11 protein-coding genes are annotated in these 11694 nt (G+C 49.5%); 8 read left to right on the plus strand and 3 right to left on the minus strand.

The window, feature by feature from the left end:
- The 4 genes from Q0X35_RS04055 to Q0X35_RS04070 form a co-directional block, all read left to right on the plus strand.
- Positions 1–759, plus strand: a 759-nt coding sequence (locus Q0X35_RS04055; RefSeq protein WP_297565796.1) for a nucleoside hydrolase, incomplete at its 5' end; no start/stop codon positions are given.
- A complete protein-coding gene (locus Q0X35_RS04060) occupies positions 759–2165 on the plus strand; it encodes an MFS transporter (protein WP_297565799.1) in 1407 nt (468 codons plus the stop codon). The genes Q0X35_RS04055 and Q0X35_RS04060, both read left to right, overlap by 1 nt.
- A 53-nt stretch (positions 2166–2218) precedes the next feature.
- On the plus strand, positions 2219–3214 hold the full coding sequence (locus tag Q0X35_RS04065) for a LacI family DNA-binding transcriptional regulator (RefSeq protein ID WP_297565802.1): 996 nt from the start codon (positions 2219–2221) through the stop codon (positions 3212–3214).
- A 28-nt stretch (positions 3215–3242) separates the two neighbouring features.
- A complete protein-coding gene (locus tag Q0X35_RS04070; RefSeq protein ID WP_297565826.1) occupies positions 3243–4214 on the plus strand; it encodes a ribokinase in 972 nt (323 codons plus the stop codon).
- On the opposite strand, the gene Q0X35_RS04075 is transcribed toward Q0X35_RS04070, so the two are convergent.
- Entirely contained in the window at positions 4211–6070 is a 1860-nt protein-coding gene (locus Q0X35_RS04075) for an MFS transporter (protein WP_297565805.1), read from the minus strand. The two genes, Q0X35_RS04070 and Q0X35_RS04075, sit on opposite strands and share 4 nt — an antisense overlap.
- A gap of 47 nt (positions 6071–6117) precedes the next feature.
- Positions 6118–6603, minus strand: a complete 486-nt coding sequence (locus tag Q0X35_RS04080) for a MarR family winged helix-turn-helix transcriptional regulator (protein WP_297565808.1) — start codon at positions 6601–6603, stop codon at positions 6118–6120.
- A gap of 230 nt (positions 6604–6833) precedes the next feature.
- On the opposite strand from Q0X35_RS04080, the gene Q0X35_RS04085 reads away from it, so the two are divergent.
- The 4 genes from Q0X35_RS04085 to Q0X35_RS04100 all read left to right on the plus strand — a co-directional run bounded on the left by Q0X35_RS04085 (position 6834) and on the right by Q0X35_RS04100 (position 10844).
- Positions 6834–7679 carry an SDR family oxidoreductase gene (locus Q0X35_RS04085; RefSeq protein WP_297565811.1) on the plus strand — a complete coding sequence of 282 codons (846 nt, stop codon included), beginning with the start codon at positions 6834–6836 and terminating at the stop codon, positions 7677–7679.
- Positions 7680–7691: 12 nt separating this feature from the next.
- On the plus strand, positions 7692–8582 hold the full coding sequence (locus Q0X35_RS04090) for a transketolase (protein WP_297565814.1): 891 nt from the start codon (positions 7692–7694) through the stop codon (positions 8580–8582).
- Between the two features lie 3 nt (positions 8583–8585).
- A complete protein-coding gene (locus Q0X35_RS04095) occupies positions 8586–9554 on the plus strand; it encodes a transketolase family protein (protein ID WP_297565817.1) in 969 nt (322 codons plus the stop codon).
- Positions 9555–9683: 129 nt separating this feature from the next.
- Positions 9684–10844 (plus strand): nitrate/nitrite transporter, encoded by a 1161-nt coding sequence (locus Q0X35_RS04100; RefSeq protein WP_297565820.1) that lies wholly within the window; start codon positions 9684–9686, stop codon positions 10842–10844.
- On the opposite strand, the gene Q0X35_RS04105 is transcribed toward Q0X35_RS04100, so the two are convergent.
- The coding region (locus tag Q0X35_RS04105) for a LysR family transcriptional regulator (RefSeq protein ID WP_297565823.1) at positions 10841–11694 on the minus strand (854 nt) is incomplete at its 5' end. The two genes, Q0X35_RS04100 and Q0X35_RS04105, sit on opposite strands and share 4 nt — an antisense overlap.

Here is an 11694-nt window from a genome sequence, read left to right on the forward strand (position 1 = left end):
ATTGCAGCTGGCTGTACTCGGCCATTGGTATGGCCGGTAGAGGTGGCTCCGGATGTGCACGGCGATAGCGGGCTAGATGGGGTAGTACTGCCCGAGCCAGCTCCGCTTGTAAATAAGCACGCAGTAGATTTGATTATCGACACCATAATGGCGCATGAGCCCGGGGAAATCACTTTAGTACCGACGGGGCCTTTGACTAATATCGCAATGGCCGTGCGGAAAGAGCCGGCAATCGTTGAGCGAGTAAAAGAAGTAGTTTTGATGGGCGGCGGTTATCATGTGGGTAATTGGTCGCCAGTAGCTGAATTTAATATCAAGGTAGATCCGGAAGCAGCTCATATTGTATTTAATGAGCCGTGGGAAGTGCTGATGGTTGGTTTGGATTTGACCCATCAAGCACTGGCCACCGATGAAATAACGGCAAAGATTCGTGATCTTGGTGGGCCGGTTGCCGATTTCACCCTCGATCTTTTCAAGTTCTTCCGCAAGGCCTATAAGGATGCCCAAGGATTTGAATTCCCGCCGGTACACGATCCTTGTACCGTCGCTTACCTAATCGATCCGAACGTAATGGAAACTGTGCGGGTACCTATAGATGTGGAACTGAAGGGTGATCTCACTGTGGGTATGACGGTGGCAGATTTCCGCGCTCCAGCTGGTCCGGACTGCCATACTCGCGCTGCTACTAAGCTAGATTTTGATATGTTCTGGGATATGGTAATCGATTCCATTGATCGCATCCAGCAGGATTTAGCATAATGAATGCCAATACCAACACTAAAAAACGTTCCATAGTTGGAATAATGGTTGCGTTGCTCGCAGCGTGTTTTGCTTTCCAGCTCAACGCCTCTATGCTTTCGCCGGCTTTGGTGATTATGGAAAAAGAGCTGAACACTAATGCAGCGACGATTGGTTTGACGCAAACCGTATTCTTTACGGCTGCTGCACTCTTTAGCCTATTCTTGCCTCGCTTGGGAGATATGATTGGACGGCGGAAACTGCTGAGTTCTATGTTGGCTTTGACCGCTGTCGGATGTTTAATTTCTGCTTTTGCCGGAGTTACCGGTTCGGTGGCGCTCCTCTTCGTTGGGCGTATTACCCAAGGTGTTGCTGGGCCCACGGTTCCGCTGTGTTTAATTATGCTGCGGGTCGCTGTGCCCGATCCGAAGCGCTACGGCACTCTGATGGGAATCATTGCAGCTGTAAATGGTGGCATTGCAGGTGTCGACGCAATTGCTGGCGGCTGGCTAGCCCAAAACTTTGGTTTCGAGGCCGTATTCTGGACCATGGCGGTAGTTGCAGTTATTGCCGTTGTTTTCGTCCACTTCTTGTGTGATGAATCCACGGTACCTAATCCAGAGCGTATGGATTGGCCGGGCACTATTACCCTAGTGATTGCGGTAGGCTCGCTATTGACGGCAGTTAATGAGATTGCCAAGTTGGCAGATGCGAACTGGATACTAGTAATCGTCCTGGCGCTGGTTTCTGCGGTATTTTTCGTCGCTTTCTGGAATCGGGAGAATAATGCCGCTGCGCCACTGGTCAGCACTAAGTATTTGCGTTCTCGGAGCACTTGGGCATTGTTAATGACCACTACTATGACTATGACGGGAATTTTCGCCATTATGAATGGCATTATTCCATCTATTGCACAAAACGCTGAGTTTGGAGCCGGTATCGGAGCAGATGTCGTTTCGTTCTGGACTTTGACTCCTTATGCTTTAGCCGGTTTGGCAATGGGACCGATTGCTGGCACTTTAGCCGGTAAATATGGGTATCGCCTCGTGCTGCGCATTGGTTTAGTGGGGTCTTTAGCAGCGATTCTAGTTCTGGCACTCTTGATGACTAATATCAACGGCTGGATACTATTTGGAATCTCGCTATTTGCCGGCATCGCCTATGCAGGGACGGTAAATATCGTCTTAAACGGCTTGGGAATTGTGCTCTCCCCAGAAGATAATCCAGGCTACTTGCCGGGATTAAATGCGGGTGCCTTTAACCTAGGTGCGGGGATGTCTTTCGCAATTCTCTATGCGGTGATGACTTCCTTCGGGGGAGCGGCAGGAGGCCATCTTGCTGCGATTATTACCGGCGCTATTCTATTGGGTCTAGCTCTGCTCTCTTCGTTCCTGATTCCAAAACCGGGAGCGAAAGTAGCTGCATAAAAACTCAGAAAGTATAGCGAAAATATCTGCAACAGGGATGTTGGGGCAGGAAAATGGGCGTCACGATTAGAGATATAGCTCAGGAATTGGATATCGATATCTCTACAGTTTCGCGTTGCCTCAACAATTCCCCGCAGGTATCGGAAAAAACGCGTATGAAGGTACTTTCTACTGCTCGTCACCTCGGCTATCGCCGCGATGCGCGCGCCCAAGCTTTACGCACTGGGAAAAGCGGCATAGTCGGGGTGGTGGTAGGAGATATCGTCAATCCATTTTTTGCCCAACTTGCCGATCAAATCGAGAAAAAGGCGCGTGCTCTCGATTTGCGGATTATGATCTGTAATGGCGGGGAAGATCCGTTCAAACAGGAGCAAGCGGTAGCTGCTTTGCTGGAGCAACACGTAGATGGGTTGCTGTTGACTCCCGCTGGTTCACCTACAAGTATCTTGCGTAGCTACGTAGCAGAAATTCCAACGGTGGCGATAGATCGCAGTCTGGATGTTGAAAACGTAGATACAGTTGTTGCAGATGATACTCAAGCCATTACTGAGTTGATGCAGTATCTAAAAAACGGAGACTATACCTCCGCTGTGGTGATTTCAGGTCCGTATACCACTAGCACTGGCCGTATTCGCCAGCGTTTACTGCAGCAGGGATTGGGTGATATTGGGGTAAAAACTCGCACGGTCAATATCGCTTATCAGGAAGAATCGGGCGAAAAAGCCATAGCGGAACTCATACAGGAAAGCATTCCAGATTTAGTGCTCTGCGCTGCGGGAGTGATTACCTTGGGCGTCATTGAAGGCTTGCGTAGCCGGGGAATACGAGTCGGAGTGGACGTAGATATTGTGAGCTTCGATCGCCTCGCTTGGCTCTCGGCTGCCATTCCTACTTTGATTACTATCGATACAAAAATCGCGGAAATGGCTGATTTGGGGATGCAGATCCTTCAACAACGAATAGCGGGGTATACGGGCGCTCCACTTATAAAAACTGTAACTTCTCAACTAGTACTACCGGAAACTAGTACTACCGGAAATAGTTGGTGAGCCGTTTCGGCAGCCAGCGAAGGGAAAAATCATGAATATTGAAGAAACTAAAACTATTGCGCGGGAAGTACTCGCTCTGCTAGGTAATCCTGTAGCGGTAGTTGGGTCAATTAATGCGGATTTAACTGTAGAAACTGCGCGCTTGCCGCGCCCGGGAGAGACCGTCCCCGGAGGCCCGCTGGCGACTCTGCCGGGCGGAAAATCGGCTAATCAAGCGGTGACTTGTGCCCTGCTCGGCGCAAAAACTAGTTTTATTGGAGTGCTCGGAAGAGATGCACACGGTGATTTACTCTATCAATCTTTGCGTAATGCCGGAGTGGATCTTTCGGGAACTGCGCGCGTAGACCATCCTACGGGTTCGACACTTATTACCGTAGATGCGCAAGGGGAAAATACCATCGTTTACTCGGCTGGAGCTAATGCTGCTTTGACGGGGGAGCAGGTGAGTGCGCAAGCAGAGGTGATTCAGAGTGCACGGGTACTAGGGCTGTGCTTAGAATCTCCGCTCGAGGCGGTGCAGGCGGCGGCACGTACCGCACATGCGGCAGGTGTAGAGGTGGTACTGAATTATTCGCCAATCACGACCGTTTCGGAGTCTTTATTAAAACTGGTCGATGTACTGATTGTAAATGAGCATGAATTGGCAGTTTTAACGGGTGGCCCAATCAATCCCGCCAACCACGAAGAATTGCAGGCCGCATTGGAAGGCCTCGGCTTTGAGCGTGCAGTTTTGACGCTCGGAGCGGAGGGGGCTTTAGTGCTGGAAAATGGTGCTTTTGTGGCCATTCCAGCTTTCCCCATAACTGCCGTGGATACTACCGGCTCGGGAGATGCTTTTATGGGTTCTCTTTTAGCCGCCCTCGCAGCGGGTGAATCTCTCACGCGCGGAGCGTGCCTTGCTAGTGGAGTAGCGGCTTTAGCTGCCACTCGCATGGGGGCGCAGGCCTCTTATCAGCCTGCAGCAGTAGTCGCGGATTTCTTAAATAAACGGAGCTGCTAGTTTCTCTGTACTCTAGATTCCTCCGCTATTCTTGCGGTGATTTCTTTTTTACTGGGAAGTCCTGCTAGCAGAATAATTCCCGCGAGGGAAAGCAGAGTGTAGAACCAGAAGAGACGGACGAATCCTTCATTTAGCCCAAGCTGGAATGCTGATTCTATCTGCGCGCGATTATTCTCGATATCTGCCAGATATTGAGAATGGGCAGCTGCAAAAGTCGATGGAATCGACCCCATTTTTTCCTGCATCTGCATTTCCTGTTTCGTAAATATATAATCAGCCAATTCTTTAGAGCGATCTACCACGTTGGTCACATCGGCTGTCTTGATTTTGTGCTGTAAAGATTCTGGTAAATCGCTCATTTCGAAGCTGGAAGGCATCGCTCCCGCCATTTTCTTTTCGGAATTTTCCGCTATTTTCCCTGAATTTTCTGCAGGCAGAGAATCTGCCGCCAGCGGAGAGCTAGTGGAATCGGTAGGCGTAGCGGAGCTAGATACTGCGGCGGCGGGTGGCATCGGCATCTCCGGGAGAGCAGCCATTACTTTTCCGGAAAGTCCGCCTAGAGCGGTGGCCAATAACCCAACTAGAATTGCAGGAGCGAGCGTGATTCCGAGCGAGCGAATTAGTGAGAGGGTAGCTTGCCCCGAATTGGCGTCAGTTTCCGGCACTAGATGTAGTACTAAGTAGGTGAGCGGAGCTCCCATGAGGAATCCTAATCCGAGACCCATTACAAAAATAGAGATAGAAGTAGATAGAAGACCAGGATAAGGGCTTGCCCAGAAAATTAACAGGAAGCCAGCGGCGGCGGCGATAGCGGTGCCTAATCCCAAAATTAAGCGCGGACCGAAGCGGTCGGTGAGACGCCCGCTGATAGGCGCTCCTATTGCAGAAGCAACGCCGATAATTATGGTCGGGTAACCACCGGCTCCAGCAGGTAAACGGAGAGAATTTTCGGCAAACTGTGGAATAAACATCACCGTCATCATTAAGATGCCGGAGAGGGCTCCGAAAAGCAAGGTGGTCGTCATATTTATGGTGGCGAAGTACTTAAAGTTAATAATGGGATCTTCGGCGCGATTTTCGGTAATCCAAAATGCTGGTATTAATATTAAAAATATTAGGAAACCGATCCAGACGTTTTTATCTTGTACAGAGGTAGCTATTTGCGTGAAATCCAGATTTTGGAAAGCCCAGAGCAGTGCAGTAATCATTATGACGAGGAAGAATATCCCCGGGAGATCCAGTTTGCGAGCCGAGTTTTCCAGTTTTTGGGGGAGTGCCCAAATTCCCAGCACCACCACGAGAAGTGCAATAGGTACATTGATGTAGAAAATCCACTGCCAATTTGCTTGCCCGGCAATATCTAAAATTAACGAACCAGCGGAGGCGCCAAAGACCGAAGCTACTCCATAGATCATTCCTACTAGTCCGAGTGCCATGCCGCGTTTAGCGGGTGGTACGGTGGTGCCGACGGCTGCAGTGGCCACCGGAACCATTCCGCCCCCGCCGATTGCTTGAATGGCGCGGGAAGTGAGTAGCAAGGGAAGAGAAGAAAAATCTTGGGCGAGCCCGCAGCCGAGTGAGCCGATTCCAAATAGGCCAATCGCCAATACATATACTGGTTTCCGCCCAATAATATCGGCAATTTTTCCAATAACCGGAATAGCGGCGGCATAGGCCAGAGTGTAGATAGTGAATATCCACACCCCCACTTTGTCATCTACTCCGAGGCCGTTTTGAATTACCGTCCGAGCCGGGTTCACTATCCCCATATCGAGTGCACCCATTCCGATGCCGGCAAGATAGAGCGCTAGTACTAAACCCCAGTGTTTCGGGGCAGTAAAATTTTCTGTATTCATGATTTTCTAATTTCTATAGTGCGATAAAAATTAATTTTTGAAATGAATTAGTCTTCGAAATGATAAGTGCGGGTAAGAGATCCCATAAACTCCTGCAACATGCTAGAGAAAGTAGCTAATTCTTCACTGGATCTCTCTGCGAATAATCCCTTTAGACCTTCTTGCATCGGAGCAGTAAAATCGTGGCCGATTTTTCCACCACTTTCAGAGATGCGCAGCACTGTTTTGCGCCGGTCTTTCGAATCGGTTTCGCGGTATATGTAGCCGGATTCTACGAGTCTTTCAGTGAGATAAGTGACGGCGGCTCTCGTTAAATGTAATTGCTCGGCGAGTTCCGAAGGAGAGAGCGGGCGGTTAAGGAGTTCTGCTTGCCAAATTTGCAGCAGTGCTTCGCCGTCTTTACTGTGCATCCCCAGATTTGCCGCATAATGGTTGATTAAATCGTGCGAGGTGAAAATGAGACGGTGTAACTCAAAGATGAGTTGGTTTAGTTCCGCAGAGTGGGCGGAATTAGCTGTGATATCCTTATCCATGTAGTTAATTATATTAATAGTTAAGTTACTTAATCAAGTGAGGGTGTGCTTCTACGCCGACTTTTCGGCTATATTCTGCGGGTATTCTTTTTTAGAATACCCTTGCCATAAGTAATATGTATTAGAATTCACATTTTTCTTTCGTTATGGTGAAAGTGATGCATTAAAGAAGATGCAGCGGCTCAGAAAATTTTTGAGCAGTATCTTAATGGCGAGAGGATGGCTGGAAAATGGCCGAGTTTTACGATCGTTATGTTAAAGATGCATGGCGAGAGCCTGACTTTGATATATATAAGAAATTTTCCTTAGTTGGAAAAGTAGGTATGGTTACGGGCGGCGGTGGCGGCATCGGACGCAACACTGCAGCTGCTTGGGCAGCGGCTGGTGCGGATGTGGCCCTAGTAGATATTCCTGCTGCCCGGGAGCATATAGATGAATTAGCTGCCGAGCTGGCAAAGAAATTTTCGGTGCGGGTAGAGCCTTTCTACTGTGACGTCTCCCAGCCAGAACAAGTAGAAAAACTGCGGGCAGATTTAGTGGAAAAGATGGGCACCATAGATATTGCCCATATCAATGCCGGAATCTGCATGATGGGTGACGATGTTGATGCCTCGTTAGAGGTTTGGAACAAAACCGTCGCGGTGAATCTGACGGGTGCACATCTTACCGGGCAAATGGCGCAGCAGATAATGCGCGAGCACGGGCACGGCGGATCCATTATTTTCACTTCTTCACTTTCGGGTTACAACGCTAACTTCATTGGCGGCGGACCTTCTCCTGTATACACCTATGGCGCTACTAAAGCAGCTATTTCGCAGCTAGCGCGGTACATGGGTGCTGCTTTAGCTCCCTACAATATCCGGGTAAACACCATCGCTCCCGGTTATGTGTGGTCGGGAATTCATGAAGGAGTAATGACCGAGCAAGGGCATGATATGTGTCTAGAAGTAGTGCCGATGAAACGTTTCGGGCTTACCGGCGATTTACAAGGTACCTTACTTTTCTTGGCCAGTGATGCCTCATCGTATATCACCGGAATAAATATTCCGATCGATGGCGGATATTCAATTTATTAAAAAGGAGTACAGATGTCTGTAGTTAAAATCGACAGCGTCCCGGAATTGGTAGAGAAAGCTGGCGAGATTCGCCGTAAGCTCGCTCTCGGTACCCGGCGTATTGGAAATGTGCATATCGGCGGACCACTTTCCGCCACGGATGTAGCAGTAGCTCTCTACTACAAATATTTGGAGTTTGATCCGGATAATCTAGACGATCCAGAGCGGAACCGCTTTATTCTGAGTAAAGGCCACAACGGGATTTTACTCTTCACCATTTTCTGCGATATGGGAATGTATGAGTGGGATCTACTTTTAGATACCTACAATACGATTGGTCACCCCTTCGGTGCCCACCCCAACCACAATACGGTGCGGGGAATTGAAGTATCCACTGGTTCGCTAGGGCACGGACTCTCCTGGTGCTGTGGAATCGCCACCGCCAATCGGGATAGAGATATTAAATCGCGCGTATTTACCCTACTGGGTGACGGCGAAATGGAAGAAGGCTCGAACTGGGAGGGCATTCAATATGCGGCTTCCAAGGGGCTAGATAATATCGTGGCAGTAGTTGATTACAACCATGCTTCTGCCGCTTTCAAAGCCGGCGAAAATATGCACTGGGGAGAAAAAGGCGGGCCAGAAGGCTTAGCTGATTGTTTCCGGGCTTTTGGCTGGAATGCGCGGGTAATAAACGGCGCTGATATGCGCGAAATCGATACGGCGCTTTCGGAGCTGCCGGAAGTTACCTTACAGGGCAAGCCGAATGTAATTATTTGCTCCACGATTAAAGGGCAGGGTATTAAGTTCATGTCTGATCGCCCCGTCGCCTGGCATATCGGTGGACTAGATGATGAGCATCTGGAATTGGCATTGCAACAAATTGATGAATACACGGCGCAACGGTTGGCGGAGGTGCAATAAATAATGGCAGGATTTAATTTTTGTTCTGGTGATATGGGTGCCATGATGGAATCCAAGGGCACGATGACGGCAGAAATTCTCGATATGATCGAGGAAGATAAGCGGGTCGCTTATATTAATTCTGACGCAACTATCCAGAGCGGGCGGATGGGCGAGCTAATGCGCAAATATCCGAACCGAGTACTGGACGTGGGAATCGCCGAAATGAATATGGTGACGATGGCTGCTGGTTTAGCTAAAGAGGGCTATATTCCATTCGTGCAAACCTTTGGGCCTTTCCTCTGTGTGCGCGCCCTGGATCAGATTCATAACGACGTGGCCTACAACAACTATCCAGTGCGTCTAATTGGTACGCACGCGGGTATTTCTTCTGGGTATGGCCCCACGCACAATACAATCGTGGAATTTGGAATTATGAATTCTATTCCGAATATGACCATGATTGCGCCGGCAGACGCAGTGCAATGCCGGAAACTGCTGCGGGCATCTCTGGATTATGATAAACCGATTTATATCCGGATTCCCCGTGGTGAAGAGCCAATCGTCTATGATGAGAATCTGGAATATGAGATTGGAAAAGCAATAGAAGTTAAAGCTGGAAAAGATTTGACCTTTATTGCTACGGGCATGGGAGTGCGTGGAGCTATCCAAGCTGCACAAGAGCTGGAGAAAGAGGGCTTCGATATTGGCGTACTCGATATGCATACGATTAAGCCGATCGATAAAGAGGCTATCTGCAAGGCAGCCAGCTCGACTGGCGCCATCGTGACTATTGAAGATCACAATATCCTCGGTGGATTGGGATCCATCGTGGCAGATGTGCTGATGGAAGCTGGAATCTATACTCCGCTTACCAAGATTGGTATTCCGGATGAGTTCGTGAATTTCGGATATCCGGAAGAGCTTTACCCTTACTACGGCATGGATGGGCAGGGAATCGCTGCTACGGCACGGAAAGTGTTGCGCGGCTAATTGGCAAATTTGCGGAGGAGCGGTTTTCCGCTCCTCCGCTTTCCATTTACCTCCCAGAGCGGAGGCTTCTTCAGGAATGAGTTATATATGAAAAACGAGTCATCTTATAGGTGGGTAGTTTTAGGGGTTGTGAGCTTGACCGTTTTCGTTGGCGGTTTTACCCAGTTCATGGTGGCCCCTTGGGGAGCAGAGATTGCCCAAGATCTAGGTTTTGCTGCTCCTAATATTGCCGGCATTGTGCTGGCTCCGATGATTGTAGGTGTGCTCTTTAGCTTGCCGGGCGGTACTCTTGCCGATCGGTTTGGCGTGAAAAAAGTACTGGCGGCGGCGCTAATAGTGGCCACTCTGGGTGCATTTTTGCGCATCTGGGCAGATTCTTACGGGATGCTCTTCTTTAGCATGTTCCTCTCGGGTGCTTCCGGCACGCTCGCAATGGCAAATTCTCCGAAGATTTTAAGTGCTTGGTTTAAGCCAGAATCTTTAGGGCTAGCTTTCGGAATTTTCATGGCTGGCGGCGGTCTTGGATCGACTATCGGCATGGCGGTGGCGCGGTTATTCCCCACCTACGGCCAGGCATTCTGGGTATCAGCTTTCATCATGTTGGCTGTTTTGGTCCTCTGGGTGCTCTTGCTTAAAGATCGCCCAGAAGGAGTGGAAGCTCCGCCGCGGGCCGCTTCGGTTATTTCTGGACTAGCGAGCGCAATTAAACTGCCGCATGTCTGGCTGCTCGGAGCGGGAATGGCTTTCTTTACCGCCGCAAATATGACGTATTCTTCGCTGTTGCCGACGGGCTTACAGGCTGATAAAGGTATGACGCCGGCACAGGCGGGAGTAGCTGCTTCTGCTATTATGCTCGGCTCTTTACTCGGCAGCTTGGGCACGCCTATAGCTTTGAAAATTTCGCGTGGTCTAGCAAAACCAGTAATTCTCAGCAGCGGAATAGCGGGAGGCATCTGCCTTTTCCTCGCGTGGTTTACTGCGCCTAACCCGGTATTTATGCTCTTCCTCTGCTTGGGCGGAATTTCTCTCGCCATGGCAATGACGGTAATTATGTCTGGGCCTTCACAGCTGCCGGAAGTGACCGTGCAGTCGGTAGGTGCCGCCGGCGGGCTTATCTCTACTGTACAGATGGCGGGTGCTTTCGCCATTCCTACTTGGATAATTACCCCAATCGGGGGCGGCAACTATACGTTAATTTTCCTGCTGGGAAGCCTTTGCTCTCTGCTGATTACCGGCGCGCTTGCCTTTATCCCAGAGTTTAGTAGAGCTCGGCAAGCCGCGAATAATTAAGCAAAATACATGCGCAGAAGTTCGAGAAATTCTTGCTCTACTGTGCAAAGCTCTTCGCTCCGACGTCGTACCGCAATAAGTTCGGTTTCGACGTCGGAGCTGGGAGATACGGGAATACAACGCAGCGGGGCAGAGAAGCAACCGCGCGTCCACTTCGATACAAAAAGTAGCGAATCGGTGTGGTTGAGAAAATCTTGGCAAGCCGCAATTGAATTAAAGGCGACGACTTGATCAGTGGGAGAGTAGCTGCGGGAAAAATCATTAATCTGCATATCTAAAGTGAGCAGGCTACCTTTTTCCACTTCGCTGCGCGGTACGGCCTTTGCATTATAGTAAGAAGATTGCGGGCCGGCGCATACGTATATAGGGCCAGTATCTAGTGGGGTAATTTCGAGAGTGCGGATATCAGCTGGCCACATGAAAGTTTTATCGTCCAATGCGGTACGCACTAAAATTCCGAAAGTTACTTTTCCGCCTGTCACATTTTCTATTACTTCGCTGCGATTAGTCTGCTGTAGATTAAAACGCAGCGAATTATCTTTATTGCGCAGATAAGCATCTAAAAAAAGTTTTGAAATGAAATCGAATTGTTGGCTGGCTACGCTAAGCCGCTGTATGCGGGCGGCATCTTTATTATCTAGCGCAGATCGCATATGAGCTACCGAGGTAGTTATTTCGCGGGCGTGCCGGAGGAATTCTTTTCCATCTGCTGTGAGCTGTACACCGTGCGGAGTGCGGAGAAAAATCTTCGTATCGAATTCATGTTCCAGGGCAGCTACAGATTTTGTAAGGCTGGGTTGGCTAGTAAAAAGTTCATAGGCAGCCTGCGTGATTGATCCGCATTCTGCCA

Source organism: uncultured Arcanobacterium sp. (assembly GCF_947253055.1).
Classification (GTDB): domain Bacteria; phylum Actinomycetota; class Actinomycetes; order Actinomycetales; family Actinomycetaceae; genus Arcanobacterium_A.

Bases quoted from the DNA above. Each gene is read 5' to 3' on its own strand.
- Q0X35_RS04060 (WP_297565799.1), top strand. From the start codon at position 759: ATGAATGCCAATACCAACACTAAAAAACGTTCCATAGTTGGAATAATG.
- Q0X35_RS04065 (WP_297565802.1), top strand. From the start codon at position 2,219: ATGGGCGTCACGATTAGAGATATAGCTCAGGAATTGGATATCGATATC.
- Q0X35_RS04075 (WP_297565805.1), bottom strand. From the start codon at position 6,070: ATGAATACAGAAAATTTTACTGCCCCGAAACACTGGGGTTTAGTACTA.
- Q0X35_RS04080 (WP_297565808.1), bottom strand. From the start codon at position 6,603: ATGGATAAGGATATCACAGCTAATTCCGCCCACTCTGCGGAACTAAAC.
- Q0X35_RS04085 (WP_297565811.1), top strand. From the start codon at position 6,834: ATGGCCGAGTTTTACGATCGTTATGTTAAAGATGCATGGCGAGAGCCT.
- Q0X35_RS04090 (WP_297565814.1), top strand. From the start codon at position 7,692: ATGTCTGTAGTTAAAATCGACAGCGTCCCGGAATTGGTAGAGAAAGCT.
- Q0X35_RS04095 (WP_297565817.1), top strand. From the start codon at position 8,586: ATGGCAGGATTTAATTTTTGTTCTGGTGATATGGGTGCCATGATGGAA.